This is a genomic window from Streptomyces sp. NPDC003035 (genome assembly GCF_042888285.1).
In the GTDB taxonomy this organism is placed as follows: Bacteria; Actinomycetota; Actinomycetes; order Streptomycetales; family Streptomycetaceae; genus Streptomyces.
The window spans coordinates 1,124,646-1,146,394 of the sequence record NZ_JBIAPJ010000001.1; the positions used below are offsets into that span (position 1 = coordinate 1,124,646).

Consider the following 21,749-nt stretch of genomic DNA (forward strand, 5'->3'; position numbering starts at 1 on the left):
CGCGTCTCCGGGGGCACCGGCCGTCGGGGGCCGAGCGCGGGGGCTGCCCGGCCGGGGGAACCACACCCGCCAGGAGAAAGGGCATCGGATGGCCTCGCCGACCGGTTCCGACCGGCTGTTGCGCGGCGCCGCACGGCATACCGCGGGAACCACGGTCGCGCTGCTCGTCTGCTCGGTCGCCGGTGCGGCCTGCTCCCTCGCCGTCCCCGCCATGGCCGGCAGGACCCTGGATCTGCTGCTGCACCAGCGCCCCGGCGCAGGCACCTGGTTGGTGTACGTCGCCGTGCTGCTCGCCGCGGAAGTCCTGCTGGAGGGCGCGTCGGTCCTGCTGACCCAGCTCACCAACGCCCGCGCCACCGCCTGGATCCGCCGACGTGCGCTGACCGGGCTGCTCCGCACCGCCCCTCACCGCGCCGCGTCCCACTCCGGCGGCGACGTCGCCGCCCGGCTGTGCGTCAACGCCACGGACAGCGGCACCGCACCGGCGGCGCTCGCGACCTCGGTGGCCTCCGTACTCGCCCCGGCCGGTGCCCTCGTCGCGCTGGCCGTCATCGACCCCTGGCTCGCCGCCGTCTTCGTCGCAGGTCTCCCCCTGCTCCTCCTGCTGCTGCGCGCGTTCGCGCACCAGTCCTCCGACACGGTCGGCCGGTATCAGCATGCGCAGGGTGCCATCGCCGCCCGGCTGGCCGAGGCGCTGAAAGGCGCGCGCACCATCGCCGCCGCGGACACGGCACGCCGCGAGGAGGAGCGCATCCTCGCCCCACTCGAGGACATGACCCGGCACGGCACCCGCATGTGGCTCGTCCACGGTCGCGCCGTGGCCCGGAGCGGCGTCCTGCTCCCGTTGCTCACCACCGCCGTCATGGCGGTGGCGGGGACCAGGCTGGCCTCGGGGGAGCTCAGCGTCGGCGCCCTGCTGGCCGCCACCCGGTACGCCGCCCTCGCCGCCGGCATCGGAGGCATCGCGGCACCGCTCGGCACGCTCGTGCGGGCCCGCAGCGCAGGACGCCGCACCTCCGAACTGGCCGGCCTTCCCCCCCTGTCGTACGGCTCCGCCGTCCTGCCGGCCGACGGGCCCGGTGGCCTGGAGCTACGGGGAGTGCGGGTGGTGCGCGACGGCGTGCCGCTGCTCACGGACGTGACGCTCGCGATCGACGGCGGATCGACGGTCGCCGTCGTGGGCCGCTCGGGCGCGGGCAAGTCGACCCTGGCCGCCGTCGCGGGCCGGTTGACCGACCCCGACGCGGGACACGTCCTCCTCGACGGTGTCGACATGGCCGCGCTGTCCCACGACGAACTGCGGGGAGCCACCGCCTACGCGTTCGCCCGACCCGCCTTCGACGGCGGCGCCGCCGCCACGGTCCGTTCCGCGGTCGCCGCCGGGATCGGCCCCGGCCGGGACCCCGCCACGGCCGCCGAGGTCCGACGGGCGGCGCGTGCCGCGAGTGCCGACACCTTCATCCGTCTGCTGCCGCGCGGATACGACACGCCCTTGGACGACGCGCCGTTCTCCGGTGGCGAGAGCCAACGCCTCGGGCTGGCACGGGCGTTCATCGGCGCGGGCCGCCTGATGATTCTCGATGACGCGATGTCGAGCCTCGACACGGCCACCGAACGGCAGGTGGAGTTCGCCCTCTCCACCCTGCTGCGGCCGTGCACCACGTTGATCGTGGCCCACCGGGTGTCCACCGCGGCCCGCGCGGACCGGGTCGTCTGGCTGGAGGCGGGCCGCGTGCGGCGGTACGCACCTCACCGCCGGCTGTGGGAGGACCCGGACTACCGCGCGGTGTTCTCCGCCCACGACGGCCTCGGGGCGGGCGCATGACCGCGGGGGCGGAGACGGGCCCGGCGGCGGCCCCTCCGCCGACGCGGTCGGCCCCCCGTGACGCGGGGGTGGCCGCCGGAACGCCCGTGGCGTCCCGGCGCGTCAGGGCTTCGGCGGCGGTCTTCCTCGGCCGCCGCAAGGGAGTGCTGGTCAGACTGGCGGCATGGTCCGTGGCCGAGTCCGCGCAGACGTTCCTCGGCGGCTACTGCGTGGCACGTTCCCTGGACGACGGCTTCCTGCGGGGCGCCCCCGCGGCCGGGCTGCTCTGGCTGACCGGAGCCGTCGTGGCCATCCTTCTCGGCGCTCCGGTCGTCCGCGGGGTCTTCGCCCAACTCGCCCACCTGACCGAACCGCTGCGCGACGACCTCGTACGGCGGTCGGTGCGCCACGCGCTGCGCGCTGCCACCGCCGCGGGCGCGACCGGGGACACGACCGCGGTGTCCCGGCTGACCAGCCAGACCGAGATCGCCCGCGACAGCTTCGCCGGGCTGGTGCTCGCCGCCCGCTCCTTCGTCTTCGTCGCCGCCGGAGCCTTGGTCGGTCTGCTGTCACTGGCGCCGCGGTTGCTCCTCGTCGTCCTCCCCCCGATGGTGCTGGGCCTCGCCCTGTTCACCGCTTCCCTGCGGCCCATGGCACGCGCCCAGCACCGCTACCTCGACGCCGACGAGGCCGTCGGACGGCGAGCCGAGATCACGTGCACCGCCCTGCGCGACATCGTCGCCTGCGGCGCCCAGGAGCCGACCGCCGCACACAACCGCCGTGCGATCGACGAGGCCGCCGCCGCCCAGCGCGCCATGGCCCGGTGGGCGGCGGCACGCACGCTCTCCGTCGCGACGGCGGGGCAGCTGCCGGTGTTCCTGCTGCTCGCCGCGACCCCGTGGCTCCATCGCCACGGGGTCACGACCGGCGCCCTGGTGGGCGCGCTCACCTACGTCCTCCAGGCGCTCCTCCCGGCACTGCAGACACTGATGACGGTCCTGGGCGCCGCCGGAGCACGTCTCTTCGTGATCCTCGACCGACTCACCCGTCCGATGCCCGAGCCCGCTCTCCCCACCGCCGCCCACCATGGGCACCCGCGGGTGGGTCGCGCGACGGCGGCACTGGAGCTGAGTGGGGTCCGGGCCGCGTACGGGCCCGGCGCCCGTGCCGTCCTCGACGATCTGGAACTGACCGTCGAGGAGGGGGAGCACATCGCCGTCGTCGGCCCGAGCGGCATCGGCAAGTCGACCCTGCTGCGCGTCGCGGCGGGGTTGCTGGCGCCCGACCAGGGCGACGTACGCCTCGCCGGCCGCCCCGTCGCACACCATCGCCTGCCCGAACTCGCGGCCCTGCGTGTACTGATCCCGCAGGAGGCGTACGTCTTCACCGGCACCCTGCGGGAGAACCTCCGGTATCTGCGGCCCGACGCCCGCCGGTCCGACGTCGACGAGGCCGTACGGGCACTGGCGCTGGAACCGCTCGTCGACCGTCTCGGCGGGCTCGACCTTCCGCTGACGCCGGAGGCGCTCTCCCTCGGCGAGCGCCAGCTGATCGCCCTTGGGCGCGCACATCTCTCCTCGGCCCGCCTGCTCCTGCTCGACGAGGCGACCTGCCATCTGGACCCCGTCGCGGAGGCCACGGCCGAGCGCGCGCTGCGCGCCCGGCCCGGGACTCTGGTCGTCGTGGCCCACCGGCTGTCGTCCGCCCTGCGCGCCGACCGGATCCTCGTCCTCGACGGCACTCGGGCCGCGTACGGCACGCACGACGAACTGCTCGTGCGGTCCGCTCTCTACCGCGACCTGGTGGGGCACTGGAACGACGTCCAGGAGTGAACGGGGGCGGGGCTCGCGGAGACGTCACGCGAGGGCGGTCAGGTCCACCCGGCACCCTGGGCGATCCGGATGGCGTCCACCCGATTGCGCGCGCCGACCTTGCGGATGACGCTCGCCATGTAGTTGCGGACCGTGCCCCTGGACAGGTACAGCGTCGCGGCGATCTCGGCGACCGGCGCCCCCTTGGCGGCCAGCGAGAGGACAGTGAGCTCACGCCGGGTGAGCGGCATCTCCGCGGCTTGGAGAAATCCGACGGCGAGCGTGTCGTCGATGAAACGCTCGCCCGCGGCGACACGGTGCACCGCCTCGAGTAATCGGCTCTTCGAACCGTTCTTGTCGACGAATCCCATCGCCCCTGCCGCGTGGGCCCGGCGCAGCACACCGGGCCGCTGCGCGGGAATCAGCGCCAGCAGCCGCGAGCCACCGGCTGCCGGGGACGCCGATGCCGATGTCGATGCGGTGCCGGGCGGTGCCTCGGAGGCGGGCAGACATTCGGCATCGGCGACGTACACGTCCGGAGGCGACGTCTCCGGCCCCGGCCCCTGGGGCCAGTGCGGCAGCGAGGAAACGACCAGGCACCCGCCCGATCGCAGCAGTTCCACAAGCGCGGCACGGAGGAGCTGTGCTTCGTAGACCACCGTCACTCTTGTCATTCCCACCCCTTCGGTCCTCCGCCGTGCCAGGGGGCACGGCGCGAGCAGCCACCCCACCCCTCTGCCCTTGCGTCCGGAGCGAGAACGCGTCACTGGGCGCACGAGGGGCGCGCAGGAGAGCGCGAAGGCCGGAACCTTTCCCTCACCCCGACCGGTGCGCAGGCCGGAGAGGTGTGGCGCCGACCGGAGTGCGCGGGGAATGTCCCGATCCCGCCTCCCTACGCCAGGTGCGCGAAGTCGGCCCGACCGGTCAGGCCGGCGACACGGGCCAGCCGGCGGTAGGAGTCGCGCAGCGCGTCGCGATCGTACGTGCTGGTCGTCACCAGGACCTCCTGGGCGCCGCTCTCCTTCACCACCCGCTCCAGAGCCTCGCCGACCTGCTCCTCCGTGCCGTACACGTGCCCCTTCAGTCCCGACGCGAAGAACTCCCGCTGCTTCTCCGTCGGCTTCTCCGTCGTCATGAGCCCCTCGATCCGCTCGACGGGCATCAAGGGCGGGAAGACGCCTTGCGTGCGCGAGTACGCGAGCGACCACGCCTCCGGGATCAGCAGGCGCCGGGCCTCCTCCTCGGTGGCGGCCACGGCGACCGTGCCCGCGACCACGACGTACGGCTCCTCGGACCAGGCGGAGGGGCGGAAGGCGGACCGGTAGACGTCGATCGCGCGCAGCATCCGCTGCCGGCCCCGCAGATCCCCGATGACCAGCGGAAGACCGGCCTCGGCGGCGATCGAGGCGCCCTCGCCCGTCGCCAGGACGTACGGCGGCACGCGCAGGCCCTCGGCCGGGCGTGCGTGCACCTGCGGGTGGGCGGTCTGCGTCCCCGTGAACCAGCCGAGCAGCTCGGTCAGCTGCTCCCCGAACCGCTCGGCGTCGCCCTTGTCCCGGCCGAGCGCCCGGCGGATGCCGTCCGTGAAGCCGACCGAGCGGCCGAGCCCCATGTCGATCCGGCCGGGGAAGAGCGACTCCAGGACGCCGAACTGCTCGGCCACGACCATCGGCTGGTGGTTGGGAAGCATCACCCCGCCGGTGCCGACCCTGATGGAGGACGTGGCGGCGGCGACGGCGGCGGCCAGCACGGCGGGCGCGGAGCCCGCCACACCCGGCACGCTGTGGTGCTCCGAGACCCAGAACCGGTGGTACCCGAGCGCCTCCACCTCACGGGCGAGGTCCACGGTGGCGCGCAGCGCGACGGCCCCGTCCTCGCCCTCCCGGGTCCGGGAGCGGTCGAGGACGGAGAGACGGATGCCGTCAGCAGAGAAGGTCACGAAGGGTTCAACGTCCGCGCGCGGGCAGGATTCCCGCGCGGCGTTGCCTACGCGTTGCCTACGCTGTCCGCGTGACGCGAAACAGCAGGCCCGTGGCCGTCTTCGATCTCGACAACACCCTCGCCGGCACCGCACACCGCCAGCACTTCCTGGAACGGCGCCCGCGCGACTGGGCGGCCTTCTTCGCCGCGGCGCCCCAGGATCCGCCGCTCGCGCGGGGCGTCGCCCTGTGCCGGGAAGCCGCCGAGGAGTGCGAGATCGTCTACCTCACAGGGCGGCCCGAGCGCTGCCGCCGGGACACCCTCGCATGGCTCGCCGCGCAGGACCTGCCCGAAGGCCCGATCCACATGCGCCGCAACAACGACTTCCGCCCCGCGCGCCACACCAAGCTGGAGATCCTGCGCCGGCTCGGCCGCGACCGCGAGGTCCGGATGCTGGTCGACGACGACGAGCTGGTCTGCGACGCGGCCGAGGAGGCCGGCTTCCCGGTCGTCCGGGCCCGCTGGGCCGTGGCGTCGGAGGCACTCAAGGACGCCCAGGAGAAGGAGGGCCGGACCTGACCCGTCCGGGTCAGTCGCCCTCCTCCAGGCGGAAGCCGACCTTCAGACCGACCTGGTAGTGCCCGATCGCCCCGTCGACGAGGTGGCCGCGCATCTGCGTCACCTCGAACCAGTCAAGGCCGCGGAGCGTCTGCGAGGCCCGTTCGATGCCGTTACGGATGGCCTGGTCCACGCTCTCCGTGGACGTGCCGACGATCTCGGTGACGCGGTAGGTGTGGTTCGACATGGGGGCCGAACTCCTCTCCTCGAAGGTCATTCCACCGTGCCCCACCACACCCCGGTCCGCGACACGTCGGGCGCCGGGTGGTCGGCGGAGCCGTCGCCGAGGGCGAGCCGCGAGACGATCCGGTAGCGGTCGCCCCGGTAGAGCGAGCGGACGTACTCCACCGGCCGGCCGCCGGTGTCCGAGGTGATCCGGTCGAAGAGCAGGGCGGGGGAGAGCACCGGGACGTCGAGGAGCGCGGCCTCCTCCTCGCTCAGGACGGTCGGCTCGATCGACTGGACCGCGTGCGCCGTCCTGATGCGGCACTTCTCCCGCAGATGGGCGTAGAAGCCGGCCTCCATGGCGGCGGGGGTCAGGCCGGGGACCAGGGCGGCGGGGACGTGCAGGTGCTCCAGCGCGATCGGTGCCCCTTCGACGTGCCGCAGCCGCGCCACGTACACCAGCTCCGCCGCCGGGGAGACCTTCAGCTTCCGCCCGATCCGCGCGCCCGCCCGTACGGTACGGAACTCCAGCACCGTGCTCGTCCAGCTGCCGCGGCTCCGGGGAGCGCCCGCCGCGTGGTCCTCGGCGACGAGTTCCTGGGTGATCTTGGCGGGGGCGACGAACATGCCGCGTCCGTGTTCCCGTACCAGCGCGCCGGTCGCGACGAGTTCGTCGACGGCGGCGCGCAGGGTGGGGCGCGAGACGCCGAGCGTGGCGCACAGGGTGCGCTCGGAGGGGATGGCGTCCCCGGGACGGCGCCCGTCGATCACGGCCAGCAGATGCTCCCGTACCCGCTCCCGTTTGAGCTCCACGTGTGCCCTCCCCGGCCTGTCGTCCGGCGGTCAGTATGCATCCCCGGCCGTCGAGGAGGTCACGACGCCGTCGCGGGTGAAGTCGAGGCGGGAGACGATGCGGTAGCGGTCGCCCCGGTACACCGAGTGGACGTACTCCACCGGCCGGCCCGAGGTGTCGAGGGTGAGGCGTTCGATCAGCAGGGCGGGGGACAGGACCGGGACGTCCAGAAGGGCGGCCTCCGCCTCGCTCACGACGGTGGGTTCGATCGACTGCGTCGCCTCCCGGACGTGGACGCGGTGGTGGTCCCTGAGGTGGTCGTAGAGGTCGCCGGACTCCAGCTCCCGCGCGGTGAGCGCGGCGGGGACGAGGTCCGCGGGGATGTGCAGGTGCTCGATCGCCATGGGGGAGCCGTCGACCAGGCGGAGGCGGGCGATGTAGAGCAGTTCGGCGGCGGGGGAGACGCGCAGCTTGCGGCCGATGCGCGCGCCGGCCCGGAGCGTGGCGGACTCCAGTACCGTGCCGGACCAGCTGCCGGAGGCGCGGGGAACGGTGAAGGCCGCGTCGTGCGGGGCGAGTTGCTGGGTGATCTTGGCGGGGGCGACGAACATGCCGCGTCCGTGTTCCCGTACCAGCGCGCCCGTCGCGACCAGTTCGTCGACGGCGGCGCGCAGGGTGGGGCGCGAGACGCCGAGCGTGGCGCACAGGGTGCGCTCGGAGGGGATCGGCTCGCCGGGCCGGCCCGCCTCGATCAGGCCCAGCAGATGCTCCCGTACGCGCTCCCTCTTCAGCACCCCGCCTGAGGGGTCGTCCTTCATGCGTTCTCCCAACTGGTCAACTGGTAAGCCCCATCCTAGCCAGCCATCATGACCGTCGAGTGAGTGAACAGCGCATATTTTCCAGGGGGTTGACGGCTCCATTGGTCCATGCCACCTTCTGGTCACGCATCTGACCACTTGACCAATTGGTCAACCATTCTTCGAGGTGCCCGTGAACATCCGCTCCCTCGCCGGCCCCGTCGCCCTGATGGCGGCCCTGGCCCTCGGCACCACCGCCTGCGGCACGACCGACGACCCCGCGACCGCCGACGGAGTCGGCGAGGTCACCGTCTGGATCATGAAGGACAGCGTCACCGACGACTTCCTCACCCGCTTCCGCACCGACTTCGAGGCGACCCACCAGGGCGTCACCCTCGACATCCAGATCCAGGAGTGGGACGGCATCGGCGAGAAGATCACCGCGGCCCTGGCCAGCAAGGACGCCCCCGATGTCATCGAGGTCGGCAACACCCAGGTCGCCCAGTACGCGGCGAGCGGCGGCGTCCGCGACCTCAGCGCCAAGGTCGCCGAGCTGAACGGCGCGAACTGGCTCCCCGGACTCGCCGAGCCCGGGAAGGTCGACGGCAAGCAGTACGGCATCCCCTGGTACGCCGCCAACCGTGTCGTCATCTACCACAAGGAGCTCTTCGCCCGGGCCGGCATCAGCGCCCCGCCCAAGACCCGTGCCGAGTGGCTCGCCGCCACCGCCAAGCTGAACAAGGGGGCGACACAGGGCATCTACCTGCCCGGACAGAACTGGTACACCCTCTCCGGCTTCATCTGGGAGGACGGCGGTGACCTCGCCGTACGGGACGGCAAGGAGTGGAAAGGTGCGCTCGACACCCCGCAGGCCCTCGCCGGCATGGACTTCTACCGGCAGCTCCAAGCCCTCGGCAAGGGCCCCAAGGACTCCGACGAGGCCAAGCCCCCGCAGGCCGATGTCTTCGCCAAGGGCGACGTCGCGCAGATCATCGCCGTACCCGGCGGCGCGAAGATCGTCGAACAGGCCAATCCGGCGCTCAAGGGCAAGCTGGGCTTCTTCCCGATCCCCGGGAAGACGGCCGACAAGCCCGGTGCGGTCTTCACCGGCGGCTCCGACCTCATCGTCCCCGAGGCATCCGCCCACCCCGACGCCGCCTACGAGGTCGTCAAGGCCCTCGCCGGCGAGAAGTGGCAGACGGAGATGGCGAGGGCGATGAGTTACGTCCCGAACCGCACCTCGCTCGCCCATGTCATCCAGGACGACGAGGGCACCGCCGCCATGGCCGCCGGCGCCGCGCAGGGCCGCGCGACGCCCAACTCGCCCCAGTGGACGGCCGTCGAGGCCACCAACCCGATCAAGCAGTACATGACCGCCGTGCTCACCGGAACCGACCCCGCCCAGGCGGCCCGGACCGCGTCGGAGAGCATCACCAAGACCCTCGGCTCGTGAGCGGGCCGCGCCGCGGGGCCGCCCTCCGGCCCTACCTCCTCGTCGCCCCGACCGTCCTCGGCGGCGCCCTGCTCCTCGGCTACCCCCTCGTCCGCAACCTGCTGATCTCCCTCCAGCACTACGGAATGGCCGAACTCATCCGGGGCGGCGCGCCGTTCGTCGGCTTCGCGAACTACCGGACGGTCCTGACCGACCCGGAGTTCTGGGAGGTCGTCCGGCGCACCTTCTGGTGGACCCTCGTCAACGTCGTCCTCATCATGGGGATCGGCACGCTCGTCGCGCTGATGATGCGGCGGCTCGGACGGCGGATGCGGATCCTGGTGACGACCGGGCTCGTCCTCGCCTGGGCCAGCCCGGTCATCGCCACCACCACCGTCTTCCAGTGGCTCTTCGCCTCCCGCCTCGGCATCGTCAACTGGGTGCTCGTACGCCTCGGGTTCACGTCCTTCGAGGGATACTCCTGGCTCGCCGACGGCACGGCCGCCTTCACCGTCCTCGTCCTCCTCGTGGTGTGGCAGTCGGTCCCCTTCGCCGCCATCACCCTGCACGCGGCCCTGCTGACCGTCCCCGAGGAGCTGTACGAGTCCGCCCGCCTGGACGGAGCCGGGGCCTGGCGGATCTTCCGCTCGATCACCCTGCCGCTGCTGCGGCCGATCTTCGGCCTCGTCCTCTGCCTCGAAGTCATCTGGGTCTTCCGCTGCTTCGCCCAGATCTGGGCCGTCACCCGGGGCGGCCCGGGTGAGGCCACGACCACCCTGCCGGTCTACGCGTACCGGGTCGCCCAGTCGCTCCACCGCTACGACCTCGGCGCGGCCGTCTCGACCCTGACGGTGCTCCTCCTCGTCGCCGTGCTGATCGCCTACTTCCGCCAGCTGCTCCGGCAGGAGGCCGACCGGTGAAACCCCACGCCCTGCGCCGACTTCCCCTGCACACGGCCGCCCTGACGGTCTTCGCCGTCGCCGTCTTCCCCGTGTACTGGATGGTCTCCACCGCCTTCAAACCCACCCCCGACATCCAGGCCGAGACCCCCGTCCTGCTGCCGACCTCCCTCACCCTGGAGCACTTCGCACACGCCGTCGAGGCGGACGGATTCTGGCTCTTCTGGCGCAACAGCCTGATCGTCACCGCCGGATGCGTCCTGCTCGCGCTCGTCGTGGCGCTCGGCGCCGCCTTCGCCGTCGCCCGGATGCGCTGGCGGGGCCGGCGCGCCTTCGTCCTCATGGTGTTCATCGCGCAAGTGGCGCCGTGGGAGGCGCTGTTGATCCCCCTGTACATCATCGCCCGGGACGCCGGCCTGCTCGACCGGCTGGTCACCCTGACCCTGGTCTACTTCATGATCACCCTGCCGTTCACCATCGTCACCCTCCGCTCCTTCCTCGCCGCCGTCCCCGCCGAGCTCGAGGAGGCCGCCCAGGTCGACGGCTGCACCCGCGCCGAGGCCTTCCGCCGCGTGACCCTCCCGCTGCTCGCCCCGGGGCTCATGGCCACCTCGCTCTTCGGCTTCATCACCGCCTGGAACGAGTTCGCCTTCGCCAACATGCTCATCATCAAGAACCAGGACGACCGGACCCTGCCCGTCTGGCTCTCCTCCTTCTCCAACGTCTTCGGCACCGACTGGGGCGCCACCATGGCCGCGTCCACGCTCTTCGCCCTGCCGGTCCTCGTCCTCTTCCTGGTCCTGCAGGGCCGGGTCGCCGCCGGTATGACCGGCGGAGCCGTGAAGGGATAGCGCGCCGCCATGCCCGTGCCCCAGCTCGTCCCGCACCCCGCCCACCTCACCGTGCTGCCCGGCCGGTTCACCTTCGACGACACCACCGCACTCAAGATCGCCCCCGGCGCCGGGGAAGCCGCGGAGCTGTTGCGCACCCTCCTCCGGCCGGCCACCGGACTCCGGCTGCCCGCGCGCCCGGACGGCCCCGTCGTCCTCGCCCTCGATCCCGCGCTCACCGGCCTCGGCGACGAGGGGTACGGCCTCACCGTCGGCCCCGAGGGCGTTCTGCTGCGGGCCGCCGACCCCCGTGGCCTGCTCGCCGGGGCGCAGACGCTCCGTCAGCTCCTGCCCGTGCAGGCGCTCCGCGACGAGCCGGTCACCGGCGTCGCGTGGTCCGTGCCCTGCGTACAGATCACCGACGTCCCCCGCTTCTCCTGGCGCGGCGCCATGCTCGACGTCGCCCGGCACTTCCGGCCCGTCTCCTTCCTCCGGAGGTACGTCGACCTCCTCGCCCTCCACAAACTCAACGTCCTCCACCTGCACCTCACCGACGACCAGGGCTGGCGCATGCCGGTCGCCGCCCGCCCCCGGCTCACCGAGGTCGGCGGTCTCCCGCACGGCGGCGCCTACACCCGCTCCGAACTCACGGGTCTGGTACGGCACGCGGCCGAGCGGGGGATCACCGTCGTACCCGAGATCGAGATGCCCGGCCACTCCCGGGCAGCCCTGGCCGCGTACCCCGAACTCGGCAACCGGCCGGACCGCACGCTGGGCGTCTGGGACCGGTGGGGGGTGTGCGACACCGTCCTCGGCGTCCACGACGGCGTCCTCGACTTCTGTCGCGAGGTCCTCGACGAGGTCCTCGACGTCTTCCCCTCGCCCCATGTCCACCTCGGCGGAGAGGAGTGTCCGACCGTCGAATGGCACGCCTCGCCCGCCGCCCGCCGACGCGCCGCGGAGGAAGGACTCGCCGGACCGGACGCCCTGCACGGCTGGTTCATGGAACAGGTCGGGCGCCATCTCCTCGACGCCGGCCGCCGCCCCCTCGGCTGGACCGAGACCGGCGCCGACCTCCCCCCGTACTTCACCGTCATGCCGTGGCGGGACACCGCCCACGGGCGCACCGCCGCCCGTCGCGGGCATCCCGTCGTCATGGCCCCCCATCGCTCCACCTACCTCGACTACCCCCAGTCGGCGAGCCCCGACGAGCCGCCCGGCCAGCCGGGCGCCGTCGTCGACCTGCGAGCCGTCCACGGCACCGACCCCGCGCCCGCCCACTGGAGCCCGGAGGAGGCCGCGCGGGTCCTCGGCACCCAGGCCCAGCTGTGGACCGAGTACGTCCCCACCGCGGCGCACGCCGAGTACCTGGCCTTCCCGCGGCTCTGCGCCCTGGCCGAGACCGCCTGGAGCGGGCGCCGTGACTGGCCGGGCTTCCAGGCCCGGCTGCGCCACCACCGGACCCGGCTCGACACCCTCGGGGTGCCGCGCCGCCTTTCCCCCACCTCCGTCCAAGGAGAGGAATCCCCATGAGTACCACTACCCGACCGGCGGGCACGGGCACGACCGGCGCCCGCCTGCGGATCCGTGCCGCGCTCGCCGTCGCCGCCGTGACCGGCCTCGGCGCCACCGCGCTGACCGCCCTCCCGGCCGCCGCGGCCGGCGAGGCCGTCACCGTCCAGTACCGGCAGAGCGCCACCGGGAGCGACCAGGTCGAGCCCTGGTTCAAGGTGGTCAACACCGGTTCGTCGAGCGTGCCGTTGAGCCAGGTGAAGGTGCGCTACTACTTCAAGGCCGACGCGGGAGCCTCGTACAGCTATGCCTGCTCCTGGGCCGTGAAGGGCTGCGCGAACCTCACCGGCACCTTCGGCACCCTCGCCCACCCGACCGCCACCGCCGACCGCTATCTGGAGGTCGGTTTCACCGCCGGCGCGGGCAGCCTGGCCCCCGGCGCCGACACGGGCGACATGCAGCTGCGCTTCCACCGCTCCAACTGGCAGCCGCTGAACCAGAACGACGACTACTCCTTCGGGCCGGCCCAGACCGCGTACGCGAACTGGAGCAAGGTCACCGCCACCGTCGGCGGCGTCCAGGTCTGGGGCACGGCCCCGGCGGGCAACGAGCCCACCCCGACCCCGACCCCCACCGATCCGACGACCCCGCCGCCTTCGGGGGCGGCGCTCTTCGACGACTTCGACTACACCGGCCACACCGATCCGGCGACCGCCGCCCACGGCTGGAGCGTGCGCTCCAACTCCGGCGGACCGGGCGTCCCCGGTGCCACCTGGGCGCCCGAGAACGTCACCTTCGCCAAGGAGGGCACCAACTCGATCATGAACCTGAGGACCTCGACCGCCGGCACCGCCGAGTCCACCCGGCAGACCGAGGTCCTCACCCGCGCGACGAAGTTCAAGAACGGCACGTACGCGGCCCGGGTCCGCTTCTCCGACGCGCCGCTCTCCGGACCGGACGGCGACCGCCTCGTCCAGACGTTCTTCACCATCAACGACCTCAAGGCGCCGATGGCGGACGACTACGCCGAGTACGACTTCGAGTACCTCCCCAACGGCGGTTGGGGCGAGCCCGCCAACATCCTCTACACCACCTCGTGGGAGACCTACCGGCCCGATCCCTGGGAGGCCGTCAACCAGCACTCCGAGGTCCGGGCGAGCTACGCGGGCTGGCACGACCTCGTCCTGACCATCGACGACAGCACCATCGTCTACTACGTCGACGGCCAGGAGTTCGGCCGGCACGACGCCCGCTATCTCCCCGAACGCCCGATGTCCATCAACTTCAACCAGTGGCTGATCGACCTCGCAGGACAGAGCTCGACGACCGCGCGCGCCTACGACCAGAAGGTCGACTACGTCCTGCACGTGAAGGACCAGGTGCTGACCCCGGCCCAGGTGGCCGCCAAGGTCGCGTCGTACCGCACGGCGGGCACGGCCTTCGAGGACTCCGTACCGGCCGTTCCGTAGCACGGGCCCCGCGCTCCACCGGGGTGACGGGCGGGCGTGCCCGGCACGCCCGCCCGGAACCGGGCCGTCCAGGACTTGACCACCTCGTTGGTCCAGACCAGAATCCAGGCCACATACCCGCGCGAACACGCCGTTCGGTCCCCCCACGACGGGTCAGCTCCCCATGTCGCACCCCATGTCATGGAACGCAGAAGGTGACCTCCGTGAAGAACCGCCATCTCGTCTGTCCGCTCGCCGCCGCGACCGCCCTCGTGCTCACCGGCTGCGGGCTCCTTCCCGGCGCCGCCGACCAGCACCGCACGGTCACGGTCTGGCTGATGCGCGACAGCGTCAGCGAGGACTTCCTCCAGCGCTTCACCGAGGCGTACGAGGCCGAGCACGAGGGCGAGCTGGAGTTCACGTTCCAGGAGTGGACGGGCATCGGCAAGAAGGTCACCGAGGCGATCCGGGGCGAGGGCGGGCCCGACGTCATCGAGGTCGGCAACACCCAGGTCGCCCAGTACGCGGACACCGACAAGCTCTACGACCTCACCCTGGAGTCCGTGCGCGACCTCGGCAGCGAGGACTGGCTGCCCGGTCTGGCCGAGCCCGGCCGGATCGGCGGCTCCCAGTACGGCATCCCCTGGTACGCCGCCAACCGCGTCGTGATCTACCACAAGGACCTCTTCGCGAGGGCGGGGGTCACCAAGCCGCCCACGACGCGGGCCCAGTGGCTCGACGACACCGAGAAGCTCAACCGCGACGGCTCCCAGGGCATCTACCTCGCGGGACAGGACTGGTACACCCTCGCGGGCTTCATCTGGGACGAGGGCGGTGAGCTCGCCGAGGACAAGGGCGGCGACTGGGCCGGCGCCCTGCACAGCCCGGCCGCGCTGCGCGGCATGGACTTCTACAAGGAGCTGCAGTCGCTCGGCTCCGGGCCGAAGAACGCCGACGAGCAGACCCCGCCCCAGGCCGAGGTCTTCGCCAGGGGCGACGTCGCCCAGATCATCGCCACCCCCAGCGCCGTCGCCGCCATCACCAAGGCGAACCCCGGACTCAAGGACAAGCTGGGCTTCTTCCCCATACCCGGCAAGAAGGCCGGGCAGCCGTGCGCCGTCTTCACCGGCGGCTCCGACCTGATCATCCCGGAGAACGCACCCGAGCGGGCGGCGGCCATCGACGTCGTCAAGGCCCTGGCCGGGGAGAAGTGGCAGTCCGAGCTCGCTCGTGCCATGAACTACGTCCCCAACAAGAGCTCCCTCGCCTCCGTCGTCGAGGGCCAGGAGGCCACCGCCGTCATGGCCGTCGGCGCGGCCCGCGGCAAGGCCACGCCCAACTCCCCGCAGTGGGCCGACGTCGAGGCGGCGAACCCGATCAAGCCGTACATGACCGCCGTCCTGCAGGGCGACGACCCGAAGCAGGCGGCCGAGGCGGCCTCGGCACAGATCACGCAGGCCCTCGCCGAATAGCATTTCAGCGACCGCACACCCGCGGGCCCCCGCACGGTCACGTCGAATCCAGCCGGTCACGGAAGAAGTAAGGAGCCGGACCACCGTTCCCACGGTCCGGCCCTCACCGTCCCCTTCCGTACGCCGGAGGAGCCCGACATGCCCGCACCGTCACCCGCAGCCGCCGCGGCCCCCGCTGTCCCCGTCCCCGCCGGCCTCCCGGCCCCGGGTGGTGCGCCCGTCACGGGTGCCCCGTTCGCCGGGATCCCTGCCCAGCCGGTGCCGCAGTCGCAGCCGCAGCCGCAGCCGCAGTCTCAGCCTCAGCCGCGGTCCGCGGGCCGGTCCGTCGGCGAGGAGCCCCGCTACGTCGTCGGTCTCGCCCGCACCCAGGAGGACGTCCGCGCGGCGCAGCGCCTGCGGCACCAGGTCTTCGCGGGCGAGATGGGCGCCCGCCTCGACGGACCCGAACCCGGGCTCGACATCGACGCCTTCGACGCGTACTGCGACCACCTGCTCGTACGCGAAGAGGTCACCGGCGAGGTCGTCGGCACGTACCGCGTCCTGCCGCCGGACCGCGCCCGGATCGCCGGACGCCTCTACTCCGAGAGCGAGTTCGACCTCGGCCGGCTCGCGCCCGTCCGTGACGACCTCGTCGAGGTCGGCCGCTCCTGCGTCCACCCCGCCCACCGCAACGGCGCGGTCATCGCGCTGATCTGGGCCGGACTCGCCCGCTACATGACCCGCACCGGCCACACCTGGCTGGCGGGCTGCTGCTCGATCCCGCTCGCCGACGGGGGAGCGCTCGCCGCCGCCACCTGGGACACGGTCAAGGCCAAGCACCTCGCCCCCGAGGAGTACTGGGTCACCCCGCACAAGCTCTGGACCCCCGACGGCGTCACCCGCCCCCAGGGCCGGGTCGACCTCCCGCCGCTGCTGCGCGGCTATCTGCGGCTCGGCGCGTGGGTCTGCGGAGCACCCGCCCACGACGTCGACTTCGGTGTGGCCGACCTCTACGTCCTGCTGTCGCTGCGCGACACCAACCCCCGCTACCTGCGCCACTTCCTCTCCCTCGCACCGGCACAGTGACCGGCGCCGGTTCCCCCTCGCCGTGGCTGCCGACCTCGCCGTGCGCCCCCGACCCCTGCGCACGGCATACGGGTCGGGCCGCCGGACCCCTACGGGCCGCGGCCCGGCTGGCCGCCGGCGTCGCCGCCGTCCTCACCGGCGTGCTGCTCGCGCCCCTGGCGGCGCTGCTGCCGGCCGCCGGCCGGCGGGCGCTGGTTCGCAGGTGGTGCCGGCTGGTGCTCCGGGCCTTCGGGGTCCGGGTGAAGGTCACCGGAGGACCCGTCCCCGCCGACGGTCCCCTGCTGGTCGTCGCCAACCACATCTCCTGGCTGGACATCCCCCTCGTGGCCGCCGTCCTGCCCGGCCGGATGCTCGCCAAGCGGGAGGTCCGGGCCTGGCCGGTGCTCGGGCCCCTCGCGGCGCGCGGCGGCACCCTCTTCATCGACCGCGACCGGCTGCGGGCCCTGCCCGCCACCGTCCGCGCGATGGCGCGGGCGCTGGCGGGCGGGGGACGCGTGATCGTCTTCCCGGAAGGGTCGACCTGGTGCGGCCGGGGCGGGGGCACCTTCCGGCCGGCCACCTTCCAGGCCGCGGTCGACGCCTCCGTACCCGTCCAGCCGGTACGACTGGAGTACCGGCCGACCGGGCCCGCCGCCTTCGTGGGGGACGATCCGCTCGCCGCCTCGCTCTGGCGGATCGCGGCGGCCGGCGGACTCACCGCGGAGATCAGGATTTTGGATCCGATATCCAACGTCCAGTATCCGAACCGCCGCGCCCTGGCCCTGGCCGCTCAGCGGGCCGTCGCCAGCGACAGCGCGAACCGCCCCTCCTCGTCCGTCCACCAGTGGGTCAGCTCCAGACCGGCCGCCGCCAGTTCCGCCCGCACCCCCGCCTGACGGAACTTCGCCGACACCTCCGTCCGTATCTCCTCGCCCGCCTCGAAGGGCACCGCCAGATCCAGCTCCGGGATCTTCACCGTGAGCGCCTGGCGCGCCCGCAGCCGCATCTCGATCCACTCCCGTTCGCGGTCCCACAGCGCCACATGGTCGAAGTCGTCCGGCCGCACGTCCGCGTCCAGTTCGTGCGCGATCACGGCCAGCACGTTCTTGTTGAACGCCGCCGTCACCCCGGCGGTGTCGTCATAGGCGGCGACCAGGGTCGCCTCGTCCTTCACCAGGTCCGTGCCGAGCAGCAGCGCGTCACCCGGCGCCAGCATCGTCCGCACCGAGCGAAGGAACACCCCACGCTCGGCGGGCAGCAGGTTGCCGATCGTGCCCCCCAGGAAGGCCACCAGACGCGGACCCGGCGTACCGGGCAGAGCGAGCCCCCGGGTGAAGTCGGCGACCAGGGCGTGGAGGTGGAGTCCCGGCCGCTCCGCCAGCAGCGCCTCGGCCGCACCCGTCAGCGCCGACTCGCTCACGTCCACCGGTACGTAACTGTCCAGCCCGGGCAGGAGCGCGTCGATCAGGAACCGGGTCTTCTCGGAGGAGCCGGACCCCAGCTCCACCAGGGTCCGCGCGCCCGTCGCCGCGGCGATGTCAGGGGCCCGGGCGATCAGGATCTCCCGTTCGGCGCGGGTCGGGTAGTACTCGGGGAGCCGGGTGATCTCCTCGAACAGCTCACTGCCGCGCGCGTCGTAGAACCACTTCGGCGGCAGCTCCTTAGGGCTGCGCGTCAGGCCGTGCAGGACGTCGGCGCGCAGTTCGGCGCCGGTGGCGTCCTCGGGAAGGGTGCGGGTCAACTGGAACGGGCTCACGCGGAGGGCTCCTTGAGCGAGGTGAGGGTGACATCGGTGCGGGTGGCGGTCAGCAGGGTGCGGTCCGGCACCTCGCGCCAGAGCGGATCGTCGTCGTACGGCTCCGAGGCCACGACCGTGCGGTCGGGGCGCCTCAGGTACCACAGGGAGTTGCCCCAGGCCGTCGCGGTGATCTCCGTCCCGTCCGTGAGCAGCAGGTTGAGCCGGGACTCCGGAGCCGCCCCGGCGACCTCCCGTACGGTGTCGGCGAGCGCCTGCCCCGGCCCGTCACCGGCCCGCAGCCGGTGCAGGACGAGACCCCACACCAGCGCCGAATCCGTGCGGGCTTCCAGCGCGAGCAGCTCCCCGGCCGTCAGGGACGCGGCCAGGCCGGTCAGCGAGCCGGGCCACCCGTCCACCGCTCCGTTGTGGCTGAACAACCACCGCCCGGCCGCGAACGGGGCCGCCGCGGCCTCCCCGTCCGAGCCCGGCCGGGTGGCCCCCCGGACCGCCGCGAGCAGTGCCCCCGTCCGCACCACCCGCCCGAGATCGGCCAGTGAGAGGTCTCCCCAGATGGGCGCGGCCCGGCGGTAACGGGCCGGCACCGGATCGCCCTCGGCGTACCAGCCGACACCGAACCCGTCCGCGTTCACCAGTCCGCTGCTCTGCGTGCGCGGCTGCCAGGCCTGCCGCTCCAGGGAGTGCGGCGGCCCCAGCACGAGCTCCCCGATCGGCACGGGATCACCGACGAAGGCCAGATGGCGGCACATCAGCCCAGCTCCGCGTCGCGCGCGGTCCGGAACCCGGAGAAGATCTGCCGGCGCACCGGCAGGTCCCAGTTCCGGAACGTCCCCCGGCAGGCCACCGCGTCCACCGCGAAGGACCCGCCGCGCAGCACCTTGTGCGCCGGACCGAAGAAGACCTCCGAGTACTCCTTGTACGGGAAGGCCGTGAACCCCGGATACGGCAGGAAGTCGCTGGAGGTCCACTCCCACACGTCCCCGATCAACTGCCGTACGCCGAGCGGCGACGCGCCCTCCGGATAGCTTCCGGCCGGGGCCGGCCGCAGATGCCGCTGGCCCAGATTGGCGTGGCCGGGCGCGGGATCGGCGTCGCCCCAGGGGTAGCGGCGCGAACGCCCGCTCGCCGGATCGTGCCGGGCCGCCTTCTCCCACTCGGCCTCGGTGGGGAGCCTGCGCCCGGCCCAGCGGGCGTAGGCATCGGCCTCGTACCAGCTGACGTGCACCACCGGCTCGTCCTCCGGCACCGGCTCCGTCACGCCGAACCGGCGGCGCAGCCACTGCCCGCCCGAGCGGCGCCAGAACAGCGGCGCGCCGATGTCGTGCTGCCGGATCTGCGCCCAGCCCTCCGGCCGCCACCAGCGCTCGTCCGCGTAGCCGCCGTCCGCGATGAACGCCATGTAGGCGCCGTTGGTGACCGGCACGGTGTCCATGAAGAACGCGGGAACCACCCGGGTGTGGGCCGGCCGCTCGTTGTCCAGCGCCCACGCCTCGTCGGACGTCCCCATGGTGAACGGGCCGCCCGGGACCAGGACGTCGGCGGGAAGCGGGCCGGTGTCCGTCGCAGGGGGCGGGGGAGCGGTCAGCGCCTGCGGCCCCCTCCGGAGCTGATGGGTGATCAGCATCGTCTCGTCGTGCTGCTGTTCGTGCTGCGCGATCATGCCGAAGACGAACGCCGCCTCGACCAGCGGCCGGCCCTCCAGCGATGTGGCCGCCAGGACGTCCAGGACCCGGCCGCGTACCTCGGAGGCGTACGTCCGGGCCTCGGCCGGAGGCAGCAGGGGCAGGGACGGGCGACTGGCGCGGGGGTGCTCGAAGGCGTCGTAGATCGAGTCGATCTCCGGGCGCAGGGCGTCACGCCCCGCGACGGCCCGCCAGAGCCACTGCTCCTCCTGGTTGCCGATGTGCGCCAGGTCCCACACGAGCGGGGACATCAACGGGGAGTGCTGCGCGGTGAGTTCGTCGTCCTCCACGCAGGAGGTGAGCAGCGCGGTGCGCTCCCGCGCGGTCGTCAGCGCGTCGAGGGCCCGCTGCCGCAGGGCCGAGGGATCCGTCGTCACGGTCATGACGAGACCTCCTGGAGTTCGTCCGCGGGACAGCCGCCGGAGCGTACGTATCGTTCGTGGAAGGCGGCCACCGCCTGCCGGACGGCGGGACTCGCCCCGATCCGGGGGAGCGCCTCCAGGGCGGCCGGGAACGCCACCAGGGCGGCGGCGTGCAGATCGGGATCGGCGAGCCCGTCGCGGGCCGCGGCCAGCCAGAGCGGATTGCGCGGCGGCGCCTGCGAACCGGCCCGCTCGGCCAGCGGTTTGACCGCCCGGTAGACCGTCTCGGCGGCCTCCGGGTCCTCGAACAGCGCCGCGGTCACGGCCACCGGCACGATCCAGCCGTCCGGACCCGGCTGGGCGTCGATCATCCGCAGTTCCAGATGCCCGCGCGGCCGCACCGGCGGGAACAGCGTCGTCAGGTGGTACCGCAGATCATCCTCACCGGCCGGGCGGGGACGGCCGGTCCGCAGCCACTCCCGGAACGTCAGCCCCTCCGGCACCACCCACGGCGCGTCCTCCCCGCGGACGCACATCACGGGGGAGTCCAGCACGTGCGCCGCCCAGGCCGCCCGGGGTTCACCGTCCGGCGCCGGGGCGAGCGCCCGCGCCGGGTCGAGATCGGTCCACAGCGCCTGCCGGGTGGAACGCCAGCCGGTGCGCCGCCCGCCGTGGACGGGGGAGTTGGCGAACGCGGCCACCAGGACCGCGCCCAGCAGATGGGCCAGCTGCCAGCGGCGGTGGTAGCCGAGTGGTCCCGGCTCCTCGTGACCGGCGTCCAGACAGATCTGCACCGACGCCGAGTCGCACATCATGGCCCGGCCGGCGGGTCCCGTACGGTCGAGGGCGGCCTCCATCGCGTCGTACCGGGGCTCGCGCAGCAGCCGCTCCCGCGGCGCGTTCCAGGGATCCACCCCGTAACCGCTGAGGGCGAGTCCGAGGGGTGCGAGCGCCTCGCGCACCGCCCGCAGATCGGCCGAGAGGGTGTCCAGGCACTCCATGAGCGAGCCGGCGGGCGGCGAGCTGAGCTCCAGCTGTCCGCCGGGTTCGAAGGTCAGTGCCGAGGCCAGCGGCAGGGTCCGTACGGTGTCGATGGCCGAGGCCAGCCGCTGTGGCCGGACGGGAAGCCGCGGGTCACGCAGCTCGTGGACGAGCCATTCCACCTCCACCCCGAGCACGCGGGGCGGGCCCGTCTTGAAGCAGATACCTCGCAGCAGGTCCTCGGCCTCGTTCTCGGTGAGGGCGGGACCGCCCTGCGGTATGCCGCTCGACGACATGTCGTTCCTCCTGTCGGAAGGCGCTGATTCCACCTAAAGCCACCACCGACGGCCGTGCAAGGGCGCCCCACCGGCCACACGGTGAATATCCCGTTGCCCCGGCGGAAGCGATTCGATCAGGATCGTG

General features: G+C 73.0%; 20 protein-coding genes. 11 read left to right on the forward strand and 9 right to left on the reverse strand.

All coding sequences use genetic code 11. The features are described 5' to 3' along the window. The first annotated feature begins 88 nt into the window (after positions 1-88). Positions 89-1,825: an ABC transporter transmembrane domain-containing protein gene (locus ACFYV5_RS04940; protein ID WP_389164428.1), complete on the forward strand. Its 1,737-nt coding sequence runs from the start codon at positions 89-91 to the stop codon at positions 1,823-1,825. Further along, a complete protein-coding gene (locus ACFYV5_RS04945; protein WP_389164431.1) occupies positions 1,822-3,636 on the forward strand; it encodes an ATP-binding cassette domain-containing protein in 1,815 nt (604 codons plus the stop codon). The genes ACFYV5_RS04940 and ACFYV5_RS04945 overlap by 4 nt, the downstream gene beginning before the upstream one ends. Positions 3,637-3,674: 38 nt before the next feature. On the opposite strand, the gene ACFYV5_RS04950 is transcribed toward ACFYV5_RS04945, so the two are convergent. Next, the gene (locus ACFYV5_RS04950; protein WP_389164435.1) at positions 3,675-4,289 is read right to left on the reverse strand and encodes a LuxR C-terminal-related transcriptional regulator; all 615 of its coding nucleotides are present in this window, start codon (positions 4,287-4,289) and stop codon (positions 3,675-3,677) included. Positions 4,290-4,507: 218 nt separating this feature from the next. Beyond that, positions 4,508-5,554, reverse strand: coding sequence for an MsnO8 family LLM class oxidoreductase (locus ACFYV5_RS04955; RefSeq protein WP_389164438.1), 1,047 nt, complete (start codon positions 5,552-5,554; stop codon positions 4,508-4,510). A gap of 71 nt (positions 5,555-5,625) precedes the next feature. Between ACFYV5_RS04955 and ACFYV5_RS04960 the strand changes: the two genes are divergently transcribed. Then, entirely contained in the window at positions 5,626-6,114 is a 489-nt protein-coding gene (locus tag ACFYV5_RS04960) for a hypothetical protein (protein WP_389164441.1), read from the forward strand. Between the two features lie 10 nt (positions 6,115-6,124). On the opposite strand, the gene ACFYV5_RS04965 is transcribed toward ACFYV5_RS04960, so the two are convergent. The 3 genes from ACFYV5_RS04965 to ACFYV5_RS04975 are packed head-to-tail and all read right to left on the reverse strand — an operon-like array spanning position 6,125 to position 7,929. Then, positions 6,125-6,340: a dodecin gene (locus tag ACFYV5_RS04965; protein ID WP_355109752.1), complete on the reverse strand. Its 216-nt coding sequence runs from the start codon at positions 6,338-6,340 to the stop codon at positions 6,125-6,127. Positions 6,341-6,366: 26 nt separating this feature from the next. Next, on the reverse strand, positions 6,367-7,131 hold the full coding sequence (locus tag ACFYV5_RS04970; protein WP_389164444.1) for a GntR family transcriptional regulator: 765 nt from the start codon (positions 7,129-7,131) through the stop codon (positions 6,367-6,369). 30 nt (positions 7,132-7,161) lie between these two features. Next, positions 7,162-7,929 (reverse strand): GntR family transcriptional regulator, encoded by a 768-nt coding sequence (locus ACFYV5_RS04975; RefSeq protein ID WP_389164446.1) that lies wholly within the window; start codon positions 7,927-7,929, stop codon positions 7,162-7,164. Between the two features lie 172 nt (positions 7,930-8,101). Between ACFYV5_RS04975 and ACFYV5_RS04980 the strand changes: the two genes are divergently transcribed. The 8 genes from ACFYV5_RS04980 (at position 8,102) to ACFYV5_RS05015 (ending at position 17,441) form a co-directional block, all read left to right on the forward strand. Further along, complete coding sequence (locus ACFYV5_RS04980; protein ID WP_389164449.1) at positions 8,102-9,361, forward strand: extracellular solute-binding protein; 1,260 nt, start codon at positions 8,102-8,104, stop codon at positions 9,359-9,361. Then, positions 9,358-10,260: a carbohydrate ABC transporter permease gene (locus ACFYV5_RS04985; protein ID WP_389164452.1), complete on the forward strand. Its 903-nt coding sequence runs from the start codon at positions 9,358-9,360 to the stop codon at positions 10,258-10,260. Before ACFYV5_RS04980 ends, ACFYV5_RS04985 begins: the two co-directional genes overlap by 4 nt. Continuing rightward, a complete protein-coding gene (locus tag ACFYV5_RS04990) occupies positions 10,257-11,090 on the forward strand; it encodes a carbohydrate ABC transporter permease (RefSeq protein WP_389164455.1) in 834 nt (277 codons plus the stop codon). Before ACFYV5_RS04985 ends, ACFYV5_RS04990 begins: the two co-directional genes overlap by 4 nt. 9 nt (positions 11,091-11,099) lie before the next feature. Further along, on the forward strand, positions 11,100-12,602 hold the full coding sequence (locus ACFYV5_RS04995; RefSeq protein WP_389164458.1) for a beta-N-acetylhexosaminidase: 1,503 nt from the start codon (positions 11,100-11,102) through the stop codon (positions 12,600-12,602). After that, a complete protein-coding gene (locus tag ACFYV5_RS05000) occupies positions 12,599-14,050 on the forward strand; it encodes a cellulose binding domain-containing protein (RefSeq protein WP_389164461.1) in 1,452 nt (483 codons plus the stop codon). The genes ACFYV5_RS04995 and ACFYV5_RS05000 overlap by 4 nt, the downstream gene beginning before the upstream one ends. Positions 14,051-14,253: 203 nt before the next feature. Then, entirely contained in the window at positions 14,254-15,501 is a 1,248-nt protein-coding gene (locus ACFYV5_RS05005; protein ID WP_389164464.1) for an extracellular solute-binding protein, read from the forward strand. Positions 15,502-15,639: 138 nt separating this feature from the next. Next, on the forward strand, positions 15,640-16,566 hold the full coding sequence (locus ACFYV5_RS05010) for a GNAT family N-acetyltransferase (protein ID WP_389164467.1): 927 nt from the start codon (positions 15,640-15,642) through the stop codon (positions 16,564-16,566). Continuing rightward, positions 16,563-17,441 carry a lysophospholipid acyltransferase family protein gene (locus ACFYV5_RS05015; protein ID WP_389164469.1) on the forward strand — a complete coding sequence of 293 codons (879 nt, stop codon included), beginning with the start codon at positions 16,563-16,565 and terminating at the stop codon, positions 17,439-17,441. Before ACFYV5_RS05010 ends, ACFYV5_RS05015 begins: the two co-directional genes overlap by 4 nt. Here the strand turns inward: ACFYV5_RS05015 and egtD are convergent. Genes egtD through egtA form a run of 4 tightly spaced genes read right to left on the reverse strand, consistent with a single transcriptional unit; the run spans position 17,336 to position 21,622 of the window. After that, the gene (gene egtD, locus ACFYV5_RS05020) at positions 17,336-18,301 is read right to left on the reverse strand and encodes an L-histidine N(alpha)-methyltransferase (protein ID WP_355109730.1); all 966 of its coding nucleotides are present in this window, start codon (positions 18,299-18,301) and stop codon (positions 17,336-17,338) included. The genes ACFYV5_RS05015 and egtD overlap by 106 nt on opposite strands. Next, the gene (gene egtC / locus ACFYV5_RS05025; protein WP_389164472.1) at positions 18,298-19,050 is read right to left on the reverse strand and encodes an ergothioneine biosynthesis protein EgtC; all 753 of its coding nucleotides are present in this window, start codon (positions 19,048-19,050) and stop codon (positions 18,298-18,300) included. Before egtC ends, egtD begins: the two co-directional genes overlap by 4 nt. Next, the gene (egtB, locus tag ACFYV5_RS05030) at positions 19,050-20,366 is read right to left on the reverse strand and encodes an ergothioneine biosynthesis protein EgtB (RefSeq protein ID WP_389164474.1); all 1,317 of its coding nucleotides are present in this window, start codon (positions 20,364-20,366) and stop codon (positions 19,050-19,052) included. Before egtB ends, egtC begins: the two co-directional genes overlap by 1 nt. Beyond that, complete coding sequence (gene egtA, locus ACFYV5_RS05035) at positions 20,363-21,622, reverse strand: ergothioneine biosynthesis glutamate--cysteine ligase EgtA (RefSeq protein WP_355109722.1); 1,260 nt, start codon at positions 21,620-21,622, stop codon at positions 20,363-20,365. The genes egtB and egtA overlap by 4 nt, the downstream gene beginning before the upstream one ends. Positions 21,623-21,749 lie beyond the last annotated feature (127 nt).

Coding starts and splice junctions, on each gene's coding strand:
- ACFYV5_RS04940 (WP_389164428.1), top strand. CDS start 89: ATGGCCTCGCCGACCGGTTCCGACCGGCTGTTGCGCGGCGCCGCACGG.
- ACFYV5_RS04945 (WP_389164431.1), top strand. CDS start 1,822: ATGACCGCGGGGGCGGAGACGGGCCCGGCGGCGGCCCCTCCGCCGACG.
- ACFYV5_RS04950 (WP_389164435.1), bottom strand. CDS start 4,289: ATGACAAGAGTGACGGTGGTCTACGAAGCACAGCTCCTCCGTGCCGCG.
- ACFYV5_RS04965 (WP_355109752.1), bottom strand. CDS start 6,340: ATGTCGAACCACACCTACCGCGTCACCGAGATCGTCGGCACGTCCACG.
- ACFYV5_RS04975 (WP_389164446.1), bottom strand. CDS start 7,929: ATGAAGGACGACCCCTCAGGCGGGGTGCTGAAGAGGGAGCGCGTACGG.
- ACFYV5_RS04995 (WP_389164458.1), top strand. CDS start 11,100: ATGCCCGTGCCCCAGCTCGTCCCGCACCCCGCCCACCTCACCGTGCTG.
- ACFYV5_RS05000 (WP_389164461.1), top strand. CDS start 12,599: ATGAGTACCACTACCCGACCGGCGGGCACGGGCACGACCGGCGCCCGC.
- ACFYV5_RS05010 (WP_389164467.1), top strand. CDS start 15,640: ATGCCCGCACCGTCACCCGCAGCCGCCGCGGCCCCCGCTGTCCCCGTC.
- egtC (WP_389164472.1), bottom strand. CDS start 19,050: ATGTGCCGCCATCTGGCCTTCGTCGGTGATCCCGTGCCGATCGGGGAG.
- egtB (WP_389164474.1), bottom strand. CDS start 20,366: ATGACCGTGACGACGGATCCCTCGGCCCTGCGGCAGCGGGCCCTCGAC.
- egtA (WP_355109722.1), bottom strand. CDS start 21,622: ATGTCGTCGAGCGGCATACCGCAGGGCGGTCCCGCCCTCACCGAGAAC.